The sequence below is a fragment of the Gordonia aquimaris genome, from assembly GCF_026262595.1.
Lineage (GTDB): Bacteria > Actinomycetota > Actinomycetes > Mycobacteriales > Mycobacteriaceae > Gordonia > Gordonia tangerina.
Genome location: NZ_JAPKFM010000004.1, coordinates 307,946 through 328,692, shown reverse-complemented (window position 1 = coordinate 328,692; position 20,747 = coordinate 307,946). Strand labels below are relative to the sequence as shown.

The 20,747-nt window shown below is 67.5% G+C and carries 14 protein-coding genes; 8 read left to right on the top strand and 6 right to left on the bottom strand.

Going from position 1 to position 20,747, the window contains the following annotated elements; genetic code table 11:
* Positions 1 to 78 precede the first annotated feature (78 nt).
* From OSB52_RS06695 to napA, 4 genes are all read right to left on the bottom strand, one after another.
* Positions 79 to 1,203, bottom strand: coding sequence for a glutamate--cysteine ligase (locus OSB52_RS06695; protein ID WP_266060866.1), 1,125 nt, complete (start codon positions 1,201 to 1,203; stop codon positions 79 to 81).
* Between the two features lie 54 nt (positions 1,204 to 1,257).
* Positions 1,258 to 1,926 (bottom strand): superoxide dismutase[Cu-Zn], encoded by a 669-nt coding sequence (gene sodC, locus OSB52_RS06690; protein ID WP_235726157.1) that lies wholly within the window; start codon positions 1,924 to 1,926, stop codon positions 1,258 to 1,260.
* Between the two features lie 105 nt (positions 1,927 to 2,031).
* Positions 2,032 to 2,526 carry a LytR C-terminal domain-containing protein gene (locus OSB52_RS06685; protein WP_266060865.1) on the bottom strand — a complete coding sequence of 165 codons (495 nt, stop codon included), beginning with the start codon at positions 2,524 to 2,526 and terminating at the stop codon, positions 2,032 to 2,034.
* A 69-nt stretch (positions 2,527 to 2,595) separates the two neighbouring features.
* Positions 2,596 to 2,958 carry a nucleoid-associated protein NapA gene (gene napA, locus OSB52_RS06680; RefSeq protein ID WP_235726159.1) on the bottom strand — a complete coding sequence of 121 codons (363 nt, stop codon included), beginning with the start codon at positions 2,956 to 2,958 and terminating at the stop codon, positions 2,596 to 2,598.
* A gap of 218 nt (positions 2,959 to 3,176) precedes the next feature.
* Between napA and OSB52_RS06675 the strand changes: the two genes are divergently transcribed.
* From OSB52_RS06675 to OSB52_RS06640, 8 genes are all read left to right on the top strand, one after another.
* Complete coding sequence (locus OSB52_RS06675; protein ID WP_266060864.1) at positions 3,177 to 3,794, top strand: peptide deformylase; 618 nt, start codon at positions 3,177 to 3,179, stop codon at positions 3,792 to 3,794.
* A gap of 13 nt (positions 3,795 to 3,807) precedes the next feature.
* On the top strand, positions 3,808 to 4,776 hold the full coding sequence (locus tag OSB52_RS06670) for an N-acetylglutamate synthase, CG3035 family (protein WP_266060862.1): 969 nt from the start codon (positions 3,808 to 3,810) through the stop codon (positions 4,774 to 4,776).
* A 22-nt stretch (positions 4,777 to 4,798) separates the two neighbouring features.
* On the top strand, positions 4,799 to 5,257 hold the full coding sequence (locus tag OSB52_RS24970) for a guanyl-specific ribonuclease (RefSeq protein ID WP_266060860.1): 459 nt from the start codon (positions 4,799 to 4,801) through the stop codon (positions 5,255 to 5,257).
* The gene (locus OSB52_RS06660; protein ID WP_266060859.1) at positions 5,254 to 5,787 is read left to right on the top strand and encodes a barstar family protein; all 534 of its coding nucleotides are present in this window, start codon (positions 5,254 to 5,256) and stop codon (positions 5,785 to 5,787) included. Before OSB52_RS24970 ends, OSB52_RS06660 begins: the two co-directional genes overlap by 4 nt.
* 3 nt (positions 5,788 to 5,790) lie before the next feature.
* Positions 5,791 to 6,576 (top strand): exodeoxyribonuclease III, encoded by a 786-nt coding sequence (locus OSB52_RS06655; RefSeq protein WP_235726166.1) that lies wholly within the window; start codon positions 5,791 to 5,793, stop codon positions 6,574 to 6,576.
* 57 nt (positions 6,577 to 6,633) lie between these two features.
* Entirely contained in the window at positions 6,634 to 7,611 is a 978-nt protein-coding gene (locus OSB52_RS06650) for an ABC transporter substrate-binding protein (protein ID WP_266060856.1), read from the top strand.
* A gap of 10 nt (positions 7,612 to 7,621) precedes the next feature.
* Entirely contained in the window at positions 7,622 to 8,992 is a 1,371-nt protein-coding gene (locus OSB52_RS06645) for a SagB family peptide dehydrogenase (protein WP_266060855.1), read from the top strand.
* Positions 8,993 to 9,179: 187 nt separating this feature from the next.
* Positions 9,180 to 10,466 (top strand): HNH endonuclease, encoded by a 1,287-nt coding sequence (locus tag OSB52_RS06640; protein WP_266060853.1) that lies wholly within the window; start codon positions 9,180 to 9,182, stop codon positions 10,464 to 10,466.
* 209 nt (positions 10,467 to 10,675) lie between these two features.
* On the opposite strand, the gene OSB52_RS06635 is transcribed toward OSB52_RS06640, so the two are convergent.
* Both OSB52_RS06635 and OSB52_RS06630 read right to left on the bottom strand, forming a co-directional pair.
* A complete protein-coding gene (locus OSB52_RS06635; protein ID WP_266060852.1) occupies positions 10,676 to 15,259 on the bottom strand; it encodes a non-ribosomal peptide synthetase in 4,584 nt (1,527 codons plus the stop codon).
* The gene (locus OSB52_RS06630) at positions 15,256 to 20,745 is read right to left on the bottom strand and encodes a non-ribosomal peptide synthetase (RefSeq protein WP_266060850.1); all 5,490 of its coding nucleotides are present in this window, start codon (positions 20,743 to 20,745) and stop codon (positions 15,256 to 15,258) included. The genes OSB52_RS06635 and OSB52_RS06630 overlap by 4 nt, the downstream gene beginning before the upstream one ends.
* Between the last annotated feature and the right edge of the window lie 2 nt (positions 20,746 to 20,747).

Sequence of the window (20,747 nt, the reverse complement as noted above, 5' to 3'; positions counted from 1 at the left end):
GTAGATCTGAGTCACCTGGTGACCCAAATCAACGGCACTTTCGCCGCCGGCGGGGAGTGCGGGGGTTGCGGCGAGTGGTCACGACAGCTCGGTGACCACCGACCGGACCACCTCGCGCAAGTCGCGGGTTTCGCGGTAGGCGTGGCGTTGACGCTGATAGCTCGCGCCGTGCGCAGCGATGTCGGCGACGTGCGCGAGCTCGGTGGCACAGTTGAGGTCGCGGGCGATGGGTTGCAGCCGCGTCAGCAGGTCGGCGAGATCGTCGGTGACGAGCCGTTCGGTGCAGTCGGAATCGAGGATGACGATGGCGTCGAGACCGTAGCGGGCAGCGCGCCACTTGTTCTCCTGCACCAGCCACGGCGCCATCTGCGGCAACGTCTCCCCGGCCGCCAACCGCCGATCCAGCTCGACCACCAGACAGTGGATCAACGCCACCACCGCGGCCAGGTCGGCGACGTTGGTCATACCGTCGCACACCCGCACCTCGATGGTGCCCAAATGGGGTGACGGCCGAATGTCCCACCGGATCTCGTTGATGTGGTCGATGATGCCGGTCATCTTCTGGTCGGCGACGAACGACTCGAACTCGGCCCAGGTCGCGAACTGGAACGGCAGTCCCGCAGTGGGCAGCTGCTGGAACATCATCGCGCGATTGCTCGCATATCCGGTGTCTTGCCCGGCCCACATCGGCGACGACGCCGACAAGGCCAGCAGATGCGGGTAGTAGTTCAGCAGGGCGCCGAGGATCGGTAACACCTTGTCGCGGTGACTGATCCCCACGTGCACGTGGACCCCCCAGATCAGCATCTGCCGCCCCCACCACTGGGTGCGTTCGATCAGTTCGGCGTACCGATGACCTTCGGTGAGCAGTTGGGTCGACCATTGGGCGAAGGGGTGGGTACCCGCCCCGTAGAGGTCGACGCCCAACGCTTCGGTGTGCTCGCGCACCGAAGCCAGCGTCTCGGTCAGATCCGCCATCGCCTCCGGGGTGTCTCGGCAGATGCCGGTGACGATCTCGACGGTGTTGCGCAGCAACTCCTTGTGCACCTTGTCGCGCCGGGCCGGGCAATGCTCCGATACGCGCGTGAACAGGTCCGCGGCCGAATTCGACAGGTCACCGGACACCTTGTCGGTGAGCGCGAACTCCCATTCCACGCCCAGCGACGGTGTCGGTGAACCGTCGAACTCGATGGGGGTGACCATCACAACAGCCCGGTGGAGAGCACGTCAGTGCCGATCGGGGTCAGCGGGTCCGCGTCACTCGTGCGCTTCGATGACGCCACAGGCCACACGGCTGCCCGCGTCACCGGTCGACATCGTCTGCTCGTCCGGGGCAGGCGCGTAGCGGGTCGGGATGTTGGCGAAGTTGTCGGCGCCCTCGTGAATGATGATCGACTTGCCGACGATCTGCTCGAGGTTCACCGAGTCGGTGGTGGTGACGGTCTCCGCCGTGCCGTCCTCGAGCACATTGAGTGAGACCAGATCACCGCTGGCCGGGTGGCCGGTGTTGCCGTCGACCTGCAGATGCCCACCGGCGCTGGAGAATGCGCTGTCGCCGCCGGTCTCGCAGACCCCGTTCTCGTGGATGTGCATGCCGTGGAAGCCTGCCTCGATACCGCTGTCGGCGCTGAGCCGCACGGTGACCTTGACCGACGACCCGCTGGGCTCGAAGGTGGCCTCGCCGACGTCCTCGCCCTGATCGTCGACGAGTCGTGCGGTGGCGTCCTCCTCGGGCGACTGCCCGATGCCGTCGGCGTCGTCGACCTCGCCGGGGGGCGCCTGATTGCCGGTCACCACCGAGGGAGTGGTGCCGGGTACGTCGGTGGGCGGCTCGTCGGGAGTGCATCCGGCCAGCACTGCGCCGGCGATACCGGCCGAGGCGAGCACGGCGAGCGTGCGGCGAATCTGAAGCTTACTGGCGGTCATGTCACTCCTTGATCGTCAACGGGCCGAAATCTGTGGGTGCTCATCGGAGTTCGTGGTCATCGGGTTCGCGGGTGTGGTGACCACCCCTCGGATCGTCGAGGGAGATCACCGCGTGACCACGATGACAGGCATACCGTCCGGGCATTGGGTGAACGACGACGGACGCGGGTCGACACTGGCGTCACCGCCGAGCGCATCCGCGACCTCTTCGGCCGCCGACTGCTGTCCGGTGTCGTAGAAGATGGTGTTCTCGGTGATCGACGCGGTCGACAGGTTCCCCGGTTCGTCGGTCTGGAAACCTGCGGCCTGCAACGATTCGGTGATGTCGGCGGCCAGACCCGAGATCGACCCGGCGTTGAAGACGCACAATTGTGGCGTATCGGCCGATGCCGTCGCCGACGACGAGGTGGCCGCGCTTGCCGACGACTGCGTCGTCGCGCTGGTGGCCTGGCTCTGCGCCGCCTCCAATTCCTGCTCCGGATCATCGCCGCTGGTGGCCGCGGAGTGCCAGCCCAGGCCGAGGAAGACAATGGCCACGGCCAGCAACATCATCGCCCCCGCCCGCAGCGGCAGGCGACTCGGCTCGTGATCAGCGTTCATCACCGAGAACCTTACTTCACATCCGATGACGGGCCCGTCACGGTCACGGGAGTCACCGACGTGGTCTGGTCAGGTGATCTCGAAGCCCAGGCGACGCGCCGCGCGGGCCTTCTGGCGCGACGCCCGCAGCCGGCGCAGCCGCTTGACCAGCATCGGGTCGGCGGCCAGCGCCTCGGGGCGATCGACGAGCGCGTTGAGCACCTGGTAGTACCGGGTTGCCGAGAGTCCGAAGAGCTCCTTGATGGCTTCTTCTTTGGCCCCGGCGTACTTCCACCACTGCCGTTCGAACGACAGGATGTCGTGGTCGCGACGGGACAGCCCGTCCGGCCCGACCTCGTGCGGATCGACAGGGTTCGTCGTCTGTTCGGCGGATGAATCTGCGGGTGTGGGTTGATCGCCCTGCTTCTGGCTTCGCGCAGCTGCGCCGTCCATCTCGCTCCCTCAAGATCGCCTCGTGCACATCACATCACCGCTCGCCCGGCGGGCGTTACCCCCGCCCCACACCGGTCGACACCACCGACCGGAACCTCGAGGCCCGGACAAATCACAGCAATGTGGTTCGCTGATCATCTAACCACGATCGGCGGCCCCGTTCGCGATGTGACTCGCCACGAGAAAGGGGCGTCGGGCCGCTGGGTAATCTGTCCCACATGGCAATTCTCCCGATCTGCATCGTCGGCGAACCGGTGCTGCACCATCCCACCGAGCTCGTCGAACTCGATGCCGACCGCCGCCCGTCGCCGGAATTGGTGACACTACTCGACGACATGTACGCAACGATGGACGCTGCAAACGGGGTCGGGTTGGCCGCCAATCAGGTAGGGGTCGGCAAACGCATGTTCGTCTACGACTGCCCGGACGGTGAGCGCTACACCGCGACGCGTCGCCGCGGCGAGGTGATCAATCCCATGCTGGAGACCTCGGAGATCCCGGAGACCATGCCCGATCCCGACGACGACGTCGAAGGGTGTCTGTCTGTGCCGGGTGAACAGTTCCCCACCGGCCGCGCGGACTGGGCCCGGGTCACCGGTGTCGACCGCAACGGCGACGAGGTGTCGATCGAGGGCAACGGATTCTTCGCGCGCATGTTGCAGCATGAGGTCGGTCATCTCGACGGGTTCCTGTATGTCGACGTGCTGATCGGACGCAACGCGCGGGCGGCCAAGAAGACCATCAAGCGCAATGGTTGGGGTGAACCCGGCCTGACCTGGCTCCCCGGCAGCGTCGACGATCCGTTCGGGCACGACGACGACGAAGACGACGACTGAGCGACAACTCCCGGTGACGACACACCCGTCCGACGACCCGGCGTCCGGCCACCGCATCCCGTTCGTGGGTGACCGCGTCGTCATCCGATACCGTCTGGGCGACGCGACACCGGCCGATTGGCGCGGCGGTTCTGGTGCCGCACTGTCCGATGTCACCGGGGTGCTGCTCGACGACGGGGACCCGTTGGTCGTCGACCGCGATGGCCCACAGCCGATCCCCCGCACGGCGGTGACCTCGATTCGCGTGCTGTCGCGGGTGACGGTCCGCAACTCGCAGATCCGCAATCTGGAAGCCGCGGCGGCGGCCGCCTGGCCGGGCACCGAATCGGGGATGATCGACGGATGGTTGTTGCGGGCCGGCCACGGCTTCACGCGACGCGCCAACTCGGCGGTGCCGCTCGAGTTCGGCGCGGGCACCGACGCGGCCACCATGTCGGCGCTGCGCAGTTGGTATGCGGAGCGCAACCTGCCGACGGTGGTGGCCATACCCGAGCGGCTGCTACCGGCGGGACAGATCGTCGGACAGCCGGTGGGCGACGAAATGCAGCTCCTGGTCGGCGATCTGGACGGGATCCGCATGGAGCCGACGACACCGACCGAGCAGGTGCGGCTCGACGACTCACCGAGCCCGGCGTGGCTGCATGCCTACCGCGGTCCCGACGTCGATCTGTCAGTCGCGACCGCCGTCGTCGGCGCGTCGGAGGGACCGGTGGTGTTCGCCTCGATCGGCGACGGACCGGACGCGATCGGACGCGGCACAGTGACCGAGGGAACCGATGGCACCAGGTGGCTCGGCCTGTCCGTTTCGTCACCGACTCCCGGTCAGGCAGATGCGGTGATGGCGGCGCTGGTCGCGTGGGGCGTCGACCGCGGCGGGCAACGCGCTCATGTGCAGGTGCGCGCCGGCAATCGGATCGCAGGCACCTGGTATCGGGCGGCGGGCTTCGGTCTGCATCACACCTCCCGCTATCTCGCCCTGTGATCGAACGACTTAAGGTGAGCGCGTGACGAGGACGAGGGTGGCGCGACGGCGCACCATCGCGTCGGTTGTCGGGATCGTTCTCGCGATCGCCGCGGCGGTCCTCACCTGGTCATTCGGCAGCTCCGACGACGCATCGCAGGCCACCCGGGGTGTCGCGGGCAATGCCACGGCCACCGGAACGGTGGCAGCCGACATCCCCGCCCACGTCATGGCGACCCTCGCGCTGATCGACGCCGGCGAATGGCCGGAAGCGGCCGATGCACCCGGCACCCGCGGCGGTTCGGTCTTCCGCAACAACGAGGGCCTTCTGCCCGCTACGAGCGCCGGCGGACGCATCGACTATCGCGAGTGGGACGTCAATCCCAAGGAACCCGGCCGCAGCCGCGACGCCGAGCGCATCGTGACCGGCAGCGATGGCAGCGCCTGGTACACCGATGACCACTACCGCTCGTTCGTCCAGATCCGGGGACCGGACCAGTGAGTCCCGACGCAGCGCCCACACCCATCGGGGTGCGGCGGTTCCTGTTCGACGCGGGGCGCGACGGGCCGGTTGTCGGCGTCGTCGCCGACGGAAACTGCCCGGCGATGCCCGCGCAGACTCGGCTACGGCATGTCGACGGCCGCGCAATGCCGTCGCTCAGCTCACTGCTCGACGAGTTCGCACGGGGGTGGGGTTTTCCGCCGCATTTCGGTCGTAACCGCGACGCCTTCGACGACTGCATGCGCGACCTCGATGCCGATGCCCCAACCGACGGCTCGCTCACGGCGCTGGTGACGGTGGTCGATCATGCAGAGAGCCTGTTGCGTCGCGACCCGGGTGACCTGCGATGGCTTGCCGATTCGCTGGTCTTCTATCGCGATCACTACCGTGACCGCGACACACCGTTGCCGTTCGCGATGATCCTGCTGACCCCACCGGCACTGACGAGCTGGGTGACGCAACGGTGGCACGACGCGGGGGCTGTGGTGGCCGAGATCGCACCCGACGCCGACGACGACACAGAGGACTGACTGATGCGCATCGCCACCTGGAATGTGAACTCGATCCGCGCCCGTTCGGAGAGCGTGGTTGGCTGGCTGGAACGCAACGACGTTGACGTGCTGGCGATGCAGGAGACCAAGTGCCGCGACGACGAGTTCCCGGTGATGAGTTTCCTGGCCGCCGGCTACGACGTCGCACACATCGGCACCGGCGGCTTCAACGGCGTCGCGATCGCCTCACGGATCGGGCTCGACGAGGTCGAGACCGGCTTCGAGGGGCAGCCGTCGTTCGGCGCCGAGTACACCACGCCCGCACGGGAGGCACGCGCGATCTCGGCCCGCTGCGGCGACGTCCGGGTGTGGAGTCTGTATGTGCCCAACGGCCGGGCCCTCGACGATCCGCATTACCGGTACAAACTCGACTGGCTGGCGAAGCTGCGCGACATCTCGTCGTTGTGGCTGGCGCATGATCCGGCCGCCCAGGTGGTGCTGGCCGGCGACTGGAATGTGGTCCCGACCGACGATGACGTCTGGGACCCCACAGCGTTCGAGGGACACACCCACGTCTCCGACGTCGAGCGTGCCGCCATCCAGGCCATCGGTGATGTGGGCTTCCGCGACTCGGCACTCCCCTACGCCGACGGTTACACCTTCTGGGACTACACGCAGTTGCGTTTCCCGCGTGACGAGGGCATGCGGATCGACTATCTGCTGTGTTCACCGGCGTTCGACGATCGGGTGCGCGGCGCCTGGGTGGACCGCGAGGCACGCAAGGGCAAGGGCGCCAGCGACCACGCGCCGGTGGTCCTGGAGTTCTGATTGCTCGGCCGGTCATGGGCCTGCCTCCGATCTGGATGCTTAGGTTAGGCTGCACGCATGACCCGTGCGTTGCGTGTTCTGCTCGTGTCGATCGCCTCTCTGGTGGTGGCGGCGCTGGCGTTGAGTGCCTGTAGTTCGCCCGACGAATCGGCCGACGAGGGCGCCCCGATCCAGGTCAACACGTCCAAGGGCTCGGTCACCATCAACGGTGTGCCCAAGCGGATCGTCACCCTCGGCGCACAGTGGATCGATGTCACCCTGTCGTTCGGGATCACCCCCGTCGCCTACCTCGACAACATCCAGGTGCTGACCGGCAATCCGGCCCCGTGGGCCAGCGATCAGCTGCAGGATTCCACCCCGATCAGCACCGACGACATCGTCGCGCAGGTGGCCAAGGCCGAGCCCGACCTGATCCTTGCGACGTCGTACATGGCCGACGGGCAGCCCGAGATCTATGACAGTGTCTCGAAATTGGCTCCTACCATCCCCGGCATCACCGGCAAGCAGATCGACCCGTGGCAGGACATGGTCACATTCCTCGGCACGGTGCTGCGCGAACCCGAGAAGGCCAAGGAGATCACCGCGGGCGTCGACGAGAAGATCAACGCCGCCAAACAGGACATGCCCGGTCTGAACGGCAAGACCTACACGATGGCCTACATGTTCTCCAACGATCAGATCCAGGTGATGGCCGATCCCGACGACGGTGCCACCTACCTGTTCTCATCGCTGGGTATGACCATCGCGCCGCAGCTGGTCGCGGAATTCCGCAAGGACGGTCAACCACGCTTCCCGATCTCCACCGAAAACGTCCCGATGCTCGATTCGGATCTGTTGGTGGTCACCGCCAACACCGACCAGCAGATGAACGCGCTGGAGAAGCTGCCCGGGTATCAGGGCCTGCGTTCAGTTGAAAGTGGTGCAGTCAGCCGACTGTCGGTCGCCGAGATCGGCGGCCTCAACGAGCCGACGCCGCTGTCGATCCCGTACGTGCTGGACAAGATGTATCCGGCGCTGCAGCGTGCCGCCGCCTGACGTCGGACTCATGAGCGAGCGCACCCCACATACCGTCTACACGCTGGCGCCCGGAGCCCGATTCCTGCTGGGCGGCGGTGGTGTCGCGGTTGTTCTGCCGGCCAAGAAGCGGTTGGACAAGCTCACCCGACCGCAGCTGGCCGTGCTCCGGTCGCTCAACGCGGGCCCGATCACGGTGTCCGAGGGTGCCGATACGGACGTCGACAGCCTCGTCGAGCGGTTGATCGATGCCGGAGCGTTGTCGATGACGGTCTCTGTGGGTGAGCGAAAGCTGTACTCGTTGCGGCCGTTCCGACGGCCGCCGACTGCGCGCCCCACGGTTGCCGACGTCGGCGACGACGTCGAGTTGTCGCGATTCACGGTGATCCGGCGCGAGGATGGCGTCGTCGTCGCAGAGAACCCGCTCAGCTGGTGTGATGTCGAGATCCACGATCCGGAGATCCTGTCCGTCGCCGGCGGCCTTGGCTCCGAATCACCGAAGTCATCGGTACAGCTACGGCTGCTGTCCGATCTGGCCTGGTCGGGTCACGCGGTCGCCGCCGGCCGTGAGCATGCCGAGTTCCCCACCCGGAGTTGGGGTCCGCATGAGCTCTGGTTCCATCGCCACAGCACGGTCGGCGACCGCGCGACCAACTGGCAGCACTTCGGACCCACCCGTTGGGCCGACGGCACATTCGAGCCGGCCCCGGCGCGACGCGACGTCTACCCCGGCGAACCGATTGCCCTACCAGAACCCGACCTCTCCGATCTCCGCACCGCCGACCAGCCGCTGGCCGCCGTGGTGGAGGACCGGAAGTCGGTGCGCGACTTCGACGATGCACACCCGATATCCCTCGCCCAGCTCGGTGAGCTGCTGTTCCGATGCGCGCGTACCCGCAGCGTCCGAACCATGAACGCCGACCGGCCGGTCCCCGAGGAGCTGCCGTCGCGGCCGTACCCGTCCGGCGGGTCGCTCTACGAGCTGGAGATCTATCCGGTCGTGCGCACCGCCGACGGCGTGGCGCCGGGGATGTACCACTACGATTCCTTCGACCATGTCCTGCGGCCGGTCGCGCCCTACGACAGTCCGGCGGTCGCCACATTGTTCGCACCCGCGTCGCTCACCCTTGCCGATGGCCAACTGCCGCAGATACTCCTGGTACTGGCGGCGCGCCCCGGTCGGATCATGTGGACCTATGAGCAGATGCCGTACGCGGTGATCCTCAAACATGTCGGCGTGCTCACCCAGACGCTTTACCTCACCGCCACCGCCATGGGACTCGGCGGCGTCGCCCAGGGTTACGGCGACACCGCCGCGTTCGGCGAGGCCACCGGGGTCGACGAACTGGTTGAATGCAACGTCGGGAGTTTTGTGGTGGGGACGCCGGCAAAAAGTTCGTGAAAAGTTGTTGACTTCGAACGTGGGTTCGAATACCTTGGTTGCCAGCAGGCCGAGATGATGACGATATACCGGACCGGATAAGCACGCACAGGAGCGAATGCGTTGCTCGGCACGGTAGGGAACCCAGAACGGCCGCCTGCATCACCGGTTACACCGGTGCCGTTGTCGTATCTGCTGGGGAGTCGTCATGTCTGTCATCGCTGAAGTGTCTGTATCTGCTGATTCGGCTGTCGCTGCGGAGTTGTCTGCGGTGGTCTCGGTATTGCGCGAGCTGCGCTGCGATGACCTGTCGGGGCGTGCCACCTTCGACGCCATGGGTCAGGTCCTGGCGCTACGCAACCTCATCGATCATCACGCCGCCCGCCTGGCCGCACAACTCGACCGACTCGGTGTGGCCCGCGACCACGGCCGCAGTACCCGTGAACTGCTCATCGTGATGGGATTCGCACCATCGGTGGCCCAACGCCTGCTGCGTATCGCCGCCTCGCTCGACACACTGCCCACCCTGCACGCACACGCCGCCGACGCCGCGATCCCCGCCGAACACCTCGACGCCATCGTGCGCGGAGTCAGCCATATCGCCGGCAGATCGGCGGAACCAATCGACGACGCACTGCGTCTAACCCATGTGACCGATCTTCTCGGACAATACTTTTCCGGCGCCACCCCCGCCGACATCGACACACGCGCCCGCACCCTGGGCAACCAACTCGCCTCCGACACCAACGGCCCACCCGCCGCCGAAGACCGCCAACTCAACGAACTCACCCACCACCGCGACACCGACGGCCGCCTCCACCTCGACGCCAGCCTCGACCTCGAAGTCGGCGAAAAACTCTGCGCCGCCCTCAACGCCCTCAGCGCACCCCGTCCCCAACCCGACGGCTCCCGCGACCCCCGCACCATCGCCCGCCGCCACGCCGACGCCCTCGACACCATCCTCGACATCGCCGCCCGCATGCCCAGCGACATCGCCAGCGCCGCACCCAAAACCCAACTCCTCCTCACCATCCCCGCCGACACCCCCACCCTGGCCGAACTCGACCTCCTGGGGTCGGTCACCCAAGCGACCCTGCGCCGACTGTCCTGCGACGCGGCCACCACCACCCTGCTCGTCGACGACGAACGCGTCCCCCTCGACATCAGCCGCGAGAAACGATTCGTCCCACCACACATCCGAAAAGCGTTGCACGTCCGAGACGAATGCTGCATCAAATGCGGCGCACCCGCCAACCGCACCCAAGCCCACCACCTGACCCACTGGATCGACGGCGGCGACACCAGCCTCGACAACAGCTGCCTACTCTGCCCCGCCTGCCACACCGACATCCACCACAACGGCTGGGACGTGTTCCTCGGCACCGACCGCCACCCCTGGCTCATCCCACCCGCCGCCGTCGACCCCACCCGCACACCACTCCCCGCCCACAACCGGCGGACCCTCAACCTCGACAACCTGTCTGCCGCCGCCTGACCGTCACAGCAGCAGCCGCCCCACAGATCTCGATACGCCACCTCACCTAGCAGCTCGGCGGCTACTCGACCAGCAAGACCGCACCCGACCACAACGGGACCGCATCTGTACCTTGACAACTCAACAGTGTGAACAAGCCTGCTGACCGACCGACCCGAACGTCAGCGACGGACGCGACACCATCGCGGCCGGTCGGTCAGCACGCTCGATCAGCCGGCTTGGCCGGCAACGACCGACGCCAGCGCGGAGACCGACAGCTGCCACAGCTCGGTGAGTCGTCCGGCTTCTCCGGCGGTCAGCAGGCTCTCCCCGTAACGCCAGTTGGCGACGAGCTGTGGGCCATTCTCGGTGGCGCGCACCACGGTTACCACGTCGAGTGTGTATCGAAGCGGCAGATCGGGCTCCGGATCGGTAGGGAGCCGATCGTTGAGCTCGAGGTCGGTGATCGGCGCCCACGGCTGCCACGAATCGTCACCACGGCGCGAACCCCCACCGCTGGGCGAATCGTCAACACCGCGCGAATCGGCACCGTGCAGATCGAAGCGGCCGAGATAATTGAACTCGATCTGCGGCTCGACCGTATCGACCAGCTCGTCGACGCCGCGGACATACTTCAGGATGCCGAAATCGATTCCGCTGCCGGGGATCGTGGAGAGGTCGGTGGCGACGTCGTCGAGCAGACGGGCGGCGGCGGCCCGATCGCCAGCGGCCTCCGCGGGGTCGAGATTGTGTCCGGTGCCGAGCCGGACCGGATAGACGGTGGTGAACCACCCGAGAGTTCGAGTGGTGTCCACCGACGGGCCGGCCAGTTCGTCGTCGCGTCCGTGCCCTTCGAGGGCTATATAGGCACCCTGGGTGGGATCGGCGCCACGTTCCCGCCGCCATCCGGCGATCGTCAGGGTCAGTGCGGCCAGCAGGAATTCGCGCATGCCGATACGTTTGTCCAGCGCGCCCAGGATGGTCCCGGTGATGTCGGCGGGTGTCAGAGTGACCGCGGACCGCAGCGACGACCAGGTGTCCACGCGCGGGTCCGGCAGCCGGGCACCGATTGGGGCGTCGGGTGCGGACACCTGCGAGACCCAATGGTCGAGGTGTGCCGACACCTCCGGACGATCGGCACGGGCCCGGATCTCGGTGCACCAGTACCGATAGTCGGTGCGTTCGACGTCGATCGTCGGCGGGGCACCCGCGGCCAGAGCCGCACCGGCGCCGGCGAGGTCGCCGAAGATGATCTGCCAACTGACTGCGTCCACAGCCAGGTGATGGATCGCGAGCAGCAAGATGTCATGGGCGCCCAGCCGGTTCAGTCGAACCGCGGCCAGCATCCGCCCCCTGTCGGGGTCGACCGCGTCATTGGCGCGTCGCGCGGCGGTGGTGATGCCCGCGGGCAGATCAGTGCTCGGCATCGAGCTGAGAATAGTTGCGGCGTCAACGGTTCCAGCATCACGGGTGACGACCCCCGCGGGCGTACGCGTGGCCCGCAACATGTCGTGACCGTCGATGAGGGTCTGCAGGATCGTCTGCAGGTCGCCCTCGGACAGACCATCTGGCAACGCGAACAGCACGGTCTGCGTGAATCGCCGATCGTTGCCGTACTCGTCGAGCCATTCCACGATGGGCAGGGCGGGCACGATGCCGGGGCCGGCGCGGGTGGCGTCGGGTTCATCGACGTGGCGGTCGATGGCATCCGCGAGGTCGGCGACCGTGGGATGCGCCAACACCATCCGTGGTGTCACGGTCAGGTCGTGCTCGCGCAGTGCGTGCACCGCGGCCATGGCGACGATGCTGTCGAGGCCGAGGTCGAAGAAGTCCTCGTCGGCCGCCGGGGTACTCCCCAAGACCGCACCGATCACCGACGACACCACGCGGCCGGTGGGGGTCAGGTCGGCGCTGTCCGCGCCGGATCGCGCTTGCAGGGCCTGCGCCGCGGACTCGGCCAGAGCACGGCTGTCCACCTTGCCGTTGCTGTTCATCGGCAACACCGGCAGCGTGACGATCCGGGTGGGCACCATGTGCGCGGGCAGCAGTTCGGCCAACCCTGATCGCACCAGGCGCACGTCGAGCTCGGCACCGGCAACGAATCCGACGAGCGCGGGACCGGCCGTCCGGTCGACCACCACGACAGCAGCCGACCGAATCCCGGGCAGCCGCCGCAGCGCCGCCTCGATCTCGCCGGTCTCGATGCGATAGCCGCGGATCTTCACCTGGTCATCGCGACGACCGACGAAGACGATGTCGCCACGATCGTTACGGCGCACCAGATCTCCGGTGCGATACATCCGTTCCCCTTCGGTGAACGGGTCGGCCACGAAGCGTCCGGCGGTCATCGCCGCCTTGCCCGTGTAGCCGCGGGTGACCTGCGTGCCAGAGAGATACAGCTCCCCGGCGACCCCCGTAGGAACGTGACGCAGACGGGTGTCGAGGATGTAGGCGGCCATCCGATCGGTGGGTGAGCCGATCGTGGGCACGGGCGAGTCCGGTATCCGAGCGACCACGGCCTCCACCGTGGTCTCGGTGGGCCCGTAACAGTTGTGTGCGGTGGTGCCGGGTAGCGCGCTCAACTGACGCCAGAGCGCGGGGCCGATCGCCTCACCACCCAGCGCGAGTACGGACAGATGGGCATGACCGACGCCTTCATCACCGACCAGTCCAGCCGCCGCGAGCTGACCGAACATCGACGGTGTCGTGTCGATCATGTCGATGGCGCGCTCGGCGAGTCCGGCGACAAGTCGTCCTGCATCGCGCATCTCGTCCTCACCGAACAGATGGACGGCGTGACCGTCGAGGAGCGCCGCCAGCGGCTGCCACGACGCATCGAAGCTGAACGTCCAGGCATGTGCCACCCGAAGCGGCCGGTCGAGCCGCTGGCGTGCCGGGGTGAGCATGTGATCGCGGTGGTCGCGGCAGTAGCTCACCAACGCCGCATGAGTGCCTATGACACCCTTGGGTTCTCCGGTCGACCCCGACGTGAAGATCACGTAGGCGGCACTCTCGGGGCATAGCGCGGGGCGCGTGATCTCAGCGGGACGGGCGGCGATCCGGTCGGCCGTGTCAGCATCATCGACGACCACCGCGGTGACCCTGCCGTCGGTCCGGAACCGCGACAGATTGGCCAGATCGGTCACGACGACCCGCGCACCGGATTGCTCCAGCATGTTGGCCATCCGCTGATCGGGCAACGCGACATCGACCGGGACGTATGCGCCACCGGCAAGCATCGTGGCCAGGATGGTGATGACCGAATCCGCCGATCGCGGCAGCGCGATCGCGACCACCGACTCGGGTCCAACGCCGCGGGCGCGGAGTTCACCGGCGAGCTGGGACGAGCGCGCGGCAAGCGCGGCGTAGCCGATGGACTGTGTCGCGTCGACGAGCGCAGGTGCCTCCGGTGTCCGACGGGCCTGATCGAGGAACGCCGCGATCACCGACGGTGCGAGGTCTGCGGCCTCGGCCCGCCGCGTGGAGGTCCGGTCGATCAGTGCGCGCTCCTCGGGCAGCAGCACGTCGATAGCATCTGTGGGACCATCGCCCGCGGCGGGCAGCTGTTCGAGCACCCGCAGCAGTCGCGCCGCGATCTCGGCCGGGCGGAGGTCACCGAGCGCACCGTCGATCGCCTCGGTGATGATGACGAGTTCGCCGTCGAGCACGTAGGCGACGACGGTGAGGGGGTAGTGCGCCAAACTCTCCATCGCCAGCGGTAGGAAGCGGGTGCCGTCGGGCGCGGAGACCGGCTCGGTGGCCGACCCGATCGGGGCGTTCTCGAATACGAAGAGCGTGTCGAACAGGGCCGAATGCCCCGACGCCCGTTGGATGTCCGACAACCCCAGGTATCCGTGGTCGCGCATCTGGATCGACGTGCGTTGCAGGGCAGCGCAGTTCGCTCTCACCGTCTCGGGTTCACCGGCGGCCGCAGTGAGTCGGACGCGCGCCGGGACGGTGTTGATGAACAGGCCGATCATCTCGTCGGCGCCCGCAAGACCCTGCGGACGCCCGGAAATGGTGGTCCCGAACACGACGTCGTCTCGATCGGTGAGCCTTCCGAGCACAGTGGCCCACGCGTATTGGACCGCGGTGTTGACCGTGAGGCCCGCCGATCTGGCCCACGTGATCAGGCGTTCGGTGTCGGCGACCGGCAGACGATGACGCGTGCGCACGGGTTCGGTGGTCGTCGTACCGGCCTCACCGAGCATCAACGGCTCGACCCCCGCGAGGTGATCCACCCACCGCGCGCGGGCGGCGTCGACGTCCTGCGCGGCCAACCAGGCGATGTAGTTGCGGTACGGCCGAACCGGCGGCAATGTCGAACTCGAGGCGCCCGCGGCGTAGATCGTGAGCAGTTCGGAGAAGAACAGCGCGATCGACCACCCATCCATCAGGATGTGATGTGCGGTGACCAGCAGTCGCCATCGGCCGTCGAGCTCGACGAGCTTCACCCGGATCGACGGCCCGCGGCGCAGATCGAACCGGCGGGCGCGTTCGGCGGCGGCCAATTCGTCGAACTGTGCGGCGGTGGCGCTGATTTCCTCCCAGGGGACCTTGACGCGACTGGGCACGATCTGCACCGGTTTCGGTAGATCTTTGTCCCACAAGGACACCCGGAGATTAGGGTGTCTGTCGACGATCACGTCGACGCTGCGATGCAGCCGGTCCACGTCGAGCGGGCCGGTGATCTCGACGACGAATTGCATCGAGTAGACATCGAACCCCTCGCCGGCCATCTCGGACAGCGTGAACAGCCCTTCCTGCAGGGGGCTGAGCGCCAGCACGTCCTCGATCTCGGGCGCGGTGGTCACTGCTGCGACTTCCAGGCGGCGCCGAGCGACGACAGCATGTCGTCGCTGAGACCCGACGCACTCATCGGTGCAGCGTCGGCCTGGTCATCGGCGTGCCGTGCTGCGGAATCGCTCCCCGCTTGATCGGCACCCGGATCCTGGGCCGACGATCGGGCCTGCTCCTCGTCGACGGCCGCGGCCAATTCGGCGATCGAATAGTGATCGAAGATCTGCTGCGGTGCCAGCGGGAGACCTTCCGCGGCTGCGCGGGCTGACCACTGGATCGAGATGACGCTGTCGCCACCGACGGCGAAGAAGTTGTCATCGCGACCGAGTCCGTCCACACCGAGCAGATCGGACAGGATGACGATCAGCCGTTCCTCGGTCGGGGTCTGCGCCCCTCCCCCGGCAGTCGCGGTCATCGCCATCACCATCGGCGCCGGAGTCGAATCGAACGGATCGGTGAATCGCGATCCGGGTGCCAACGCGGACAGCGTCTCCCCGAGTGCGGCTCCCGCCCCCGACTCGGTGGCCACCCACTCGCGCACCGACCCCAGGTCGGTCGACCCGGTGTGCTGTAGCGCCGCCAGCGTCCGCGGTGTCGCGTGCACGCGGTGCGGCCGGTCGCGGGTGATGATGGCGGCGAGTTCGGCCGGGTCCTCCGCGTGCATGTCCGGGGTGATCACTCCGGGCAGCGGCGGCAGCACGATCGCCTCGACCGGGGTGTCGGCGTCCGCGGCGAAGGCGGTCAGCATGGCGCCGAGCGCGGCCGCGATCCCGTCGATGGTGCTCTGGTCGTAGAGATCTGCACTGCCGACGATGCGACCGTCGAGACCGCCGTCGGCGCTCACGGTGAGGATCACGTTGAGATCCAGGAACGAGGTGTCCTGCTCCACGGGCAGCAGCGCAATGGTGGCATCGGCGTCGTCGAGCGGCCGGCCGGTGATGTTCTGGTCCCGATCACGGAAGTGGATCATGCTCTGGAACAGCGGGTTCCGGGATCTGGTTCGCCGCGGATTGAGCGCCTCGACGAGCCGCTCGATGGGCACATCCTGGTGAGCGAAGGCGTCGAGGACCGTGTCGCGGCAACGCCGGATGAGTTGCCGCACGGTCGGCGCGCCGTCAGTACGCGAACGCAGTGCCACCATGTTGGCGAACAGACCGACGAGGCGTTCGGTACCGACGTCGACGCGTCCGGCCACTGGGGTGCCGATGGTGATGTCGTCCCCACCACCGAGCCTGCTCCAGAGTGCCGTCAACGCAGCGGTGATCATCATGAACTCGGTGGCGCCGCAATCATCGGCCGTGCGCCGTAACCGTCGATGCGTTTCCGGGGACACCGTCAGGTCGGCGAGCACGCCGGCCTTCCCGAGCGCGGGCGGGCGTGGCCGATCAGCGGCAACCGTGATCTCATCTGGTTGCCCGTCGAGCACGGCACGCCAGTGCTCGATCTGCCGACGGCCGAATTCTGCTGCGCTGTCCGGATCTGCGGCGCTGTCGGACTTCGCGGCACCGGACGCATCCGTGGCGTGCACGTCGGCTCGGTCCACCCCCACCGGGAACACCCGATGCTGCCAGAGTGCGTAGTCGGTGTAGGTCAGTTCCGGTGTGGGCAGTGCGGGCGCCATCCCCGCGACGCGGGCCCGATAGGCCGCGATCAAATCGTCAATCAGCACATCGGTGGACCAGTGGTCGATCACCATGTGATGTACCACCAACGACAGGGTGTGCCGGGTGTCGTTCTCGCGCAGCAGACTCACGTTCAGCAGCGGCCCCTCGGCGAGGTCGAAGAGGTGCTCGCGGGTCTGAGCCAACTGTGCGGTGAGCGTGTCCGGGCCATCGACGTCGACAACCGGCACGTCCAGACTCACACTGTCGGCGACGCGTGCGGTCGGCAGGCCGTCGCGCTCCACGAACGTGGTGCGCAGCGCGGAGTGGCAGGCGACCACATCGTCGAGCGCGGCACGCAGCGCAGCCACGTCGATCGGACCGTCGAGTCGCAACGCCAGCGGGATGTTCCCCGCCGCGCCCGGCCCTTCGAAACGGTGCTGGAACCACATCGCGAGCTGCGAAAAGGACAGCGGAACCGGGTCGGGCACATCGACGTGGCGCAACGGTGGGCGGGTGGATGCCGTGGCGTTCGGGGGTGCCGGCATGCTCACCGATGGTGCGGCCGGGACGCTGGTGTCGACGCCGGTGCTGTCGTCGAGACCGACAGCACCGTCATCCAGGGCGTCGAGTTCACCCAGGTCGTCGATATCGCCCAGGTCGTCGAGGTCGATACCGAACTCATCGCGCACCGCGGCATTCACCGCAGCCGCCAGCCCGGCGACGGTCGGATTGTCGAGCGGCAGACGTACATCCACATCGATACCGAACTCGGTAGTCAACGTGGTCACGAGCCGAGCAGCGAGTAACGAATGGCCACCCAGGTCGAAGAACGATGCTCCGGCCGAAATGTCGTCGCGGCCGAACAGTTCGGCATAAACCGCCGCGATCCGCTTCTCGGTCGGCGTCTGCGGTTCCCGGTCATCGCGGGGACGCACCGTGATGATCGGCAGCGCATCCCGATCGAGCTTGCCGTGCGTCGTCAGCGGCACCTCGTCGATGACGGCGACCGCGGACGGCACCATGTAGTCCGGAAGGCGGGTGCGGGCGTCGGCCAACACCGCGTCGAGGTCGATCGCCGACCCTGCGTGTGCCGCCGGGATGACGTAGGCGATCAGACGCGCACCGGAATCGTCGGAGTCCACCAGGACGAGCGCATGGGCGACGTCGGGATGGTGGGTCAGACCGGCTTCCACCTCACCGAGTTCGATGCGGAATCCGCGCACCTTGACCTGCTCGTCGGCGCGGCCCACGAATTCCAGGTCGCCGTCGGGATTTCGGCGCGCGAGGTCTCCGGTGCGATAGAGACGAGCTCCCGGCGTGAACGGATCGGCGACGAACCGCGTCGCGGTGAGCATCGGGCGACCGAGATATCCCCGCGCCAGTTGCGTACCGCCGAGATAGATCTCCCCGACCACACCGTCAGGGACCAACCGCAGTCCCGGGTCGAGCAGGTAAGCGGCCACATTGGTGTTGGGTGTGCCGATCGGCACCACGGTGTTGCCCTGGGGTGTGGTGATCGGGTGATGTGTGGCTGCGACGACGGCCTCGGTGGGTCCGTAGTTGTTCGACAACGCCGCATCGAAGTTGGTGGTGAAGGCGTCGGCCACCTCGCCGGAGAAGGCCTCGCCGCCGACCGGGACGGTGCGCAGCATCGTCCACTGTTTGACCTCCGGCACCATCAGCAGCGTCGACAGCAAGGTCGGCACCATGTGCATCACGGTCACGCGACGACGTACGAGAAGCTCTGCCATATAGGCGATGTCGTGCACCGCACCGGGCTTGGGCACCACCAGGGTCGCGCCCACGGCCAAGGTGCAGAAGATCTCGAACATCGATGCGTCGAAGCTCACCGACGACGTCTGCACGAGCCGATCCTCGGCACCGATCACCTCGCCGGCACCGAATCCGATCAGATGATCGGCGATGGCATCGTGCGACACCGCAACACCTTTCGGCGCCCCGGTGGAACCGGAGGTGTAGATCACGTAGGCGAGATTCGATGGATGCAGCGGCGATCGACGTTCGGCGTCGGTGGGAGCGCTTGCCGCCGAGGCGTATTCCGTGTTCGACGACACCTCCTCCTCGGCGGCCGCCAACGCGGCTGCGTCGAGTACCAAGCGAGGCGCGGCGTCGGAGATGAGGAACTCGGTTCGGTCGGCCGGATAGTCGGGGTCGATCGGCAGATATGCGGCACCCGACTTGAGCACAGCCAGCGCGGCGACCACGAATCCGACCGATGCGCCGAGGCGGAGTCCGATCACGTCGTCGGGGCCCGCACCCGATCGGATCAGCCAGTGCGCCAGCCGGTTCGATCGCTCGTCGAGGGCCCGGTAGCTCAGGGTGACATCATCGGAGACGACCGCATCATGCTCGGGGCGCGCGGCGACCGCGGCGGCGAACAGATCGACGACGGTACTCGACGCGACCGGCGCGCGGTGCCCGGTGGAGGCCGCCAGCACGCGCTCGCGTGCGGCGGGGGCGAGAAGTTCGTGGTCCCGGATCGGCGCGAGCGGATTGCCCAGCATGTGCTCGAGCAGGTTGAGGTAGCCGTCGGCGATGTCGGATGCCAGGACGTCGCCGAAGCGTTCGGTGTCGTATTCGATCTCCAGCGACGCCTGCTCACCGGTCACGATGCTGAACTCCAACGGCAGCTGACCATTCGGCGTGCTCAGCTCGACGAGAGGTTCAGCGGCGACTCCGCGCAAGGCGAAGCCCTGTGCGTCGCCGCGGGCGCTGAGGCTGATCTCGACGAGTTGTTCGAGTCCGTCGGCTCCGGGCGCGCGCTGCGGGTTGAGCGCTCCGACAACCGCGTCGATCGGCGCACTCTGGTGGGCCAGTCCGTCGGTCAGGCGCTGTCCCGCCAGCGAGATGAGCCGGTCGAAGTTGTCGTGGCCGGCCAGCCGGGTTCGCATCAGCAGGGTGTTGCCGAAGTAGCCGATGAGCGGGGCTGCCTGGGCAGGCCGCTGGGTGACCGGAACCGCGATCGTGAAGTCGGTGGCCCCGGTGAGCCGATGGATCAGCGCGTCGAGGGCGGCGGCGTAGACGGTGAACGGACTGACCGCGCCCGTGCGGGCCAGCTCGTCGACTCGGTCACGCATGGTGTCGGGCAGCGGACGGGTGAGCAGCGCACTCTGGCGCCGCCCGGAGGCGTCGGCGCGCCGGGCCGGTAGGCCGACCGGTTCCGGAAGCGGGGTGAGTTGGGTTCGCCAATAGTCGAGGTCTGCGGCCACTGTCGCGGCGTCGGTGTCGGGCAGGTCGACATACTGCCGCGGCAACGGCGTCGACCCGCCGGCGTCGGCCACACCGTCCTCGGCGTTGTATGCGCGGTTGACCTCGTCGAACAGAATCGGCCACGACTCGTCGTCCCAGCAGATGTGGTGCACGGTGAGCAGCAGGATGTGTTCGTCGGTGCCGGAGGCGATCAGTAGCAGCCGGATCGGCGGCTGCGTCGTGAGATCGAACGGCGTCCCGAACTCCCGGCGCGCGAGCACCGTCAGCCGCCGGTCGCGACGAGTGCCGGTCAGATCGCCGATGTCGTCGGTGCGCCAGGCCAGGGTGGCGGCGGCGTGATGACGCGCACGTGGCTCGCCGTCATCGTCCGATTCGTAGGTGGTGCGCAGGATCTCGTGGCGGGCCACCACCGCGGTGAACGCGGCACGCAGCCGCTCCTCGTCGAGCGGACCGGCGAGCCGATAGGCGACCCCGACGTTGAGGCTGGTGTCCGCGCTGTCGCGGTGCGACACGAACCAGAGTCGGCGTTGGGCCGCCGCCAACGGACTCGTCGCACCGTCCGGGCGGGCCGCGATCAGTGTGTCCGTACCGGAACCGGCCAGCCCGCCGGCCGCCAGCCGCTGACGGAGAAGTTCTTTCCGGCGCTGGGTGAGATCGTCTGCCATCG

Excerpts from the sequence above, each read along its gene's own strand:
- sodC (WP_235726157.1), bottom strand. The coding sequence starts at position 1,926 with ATGACCGCCAGTAAGCTTCAGATTCGCCGCACGCTCGCCGTGCTCGCC.
- napA (WP_235726159.1), bottom strand. The coding sequence starts at position 2,958 with ATGGACGGCGCAGCTGCGCGAAGCCAGAAGCAGGGCGATCAACCCACA.
- OSB52_RS06695 (WP_266060866.1), bottom strand. The coding sequence starts at position 1,203 with ATGGTCACCCCCATCGAGTTCGACGGTTCACCGACACCGTCGCTGGGC.
- OSB52_RS06630 (WP_266060850.1), bottom strand. The coding sequence starts at position 20,745 with ATGGCAGACGATCTCACCCAGCGCCGGAAAGAACTTCTCCGTCAGCGG.
- OSB52_RS06650 (WP_266060856.1), top strand. The coding sequence starts at position 6,634 with ATGACCCGTGCGTTGCGTGTTCTGCTCGTGTCGATCGCCTCTCTGGTG.
- OSB52_RS06685 (WP_266060865.1), bottom strand. The coding sequence starts at position 2,526 with ATGAACGCTGATCACGAGCCGAGTCGCCTGCCGCTGCGGGCGGGGGCG.
- OSB52_RS06655 (WP_235726166.1), top strand. The coding sequence starts at position 5,791 with ATGCGCATCGCCACCTGGAATGTGAACTCGATCCGCGCCCGTTCGGAG.
- OSB52_RS06640 (WP_266060853.1), top strand. The coding sequence starts at position 9,180 with ATGTCTGTCATCGCTGAAGTGTCTGTATCTGCTGATTCGGCTGTCGCT.
- OSB52_RS06675 (WP_266060864.1), top strand. The coding sequence starts at position 3,177 with ATGGCAATTCTCCCGATCTGCATCGTCGGCGAACCGGTGCTGCACCAT.
- OSB52_RS06645 (WP_266060855.1), top strand. The coding sequence starts at position 7,622 with ATGAGCGAGCGCACCCCACATACCGTCTACACGCTGGCGCCCGGAGCC.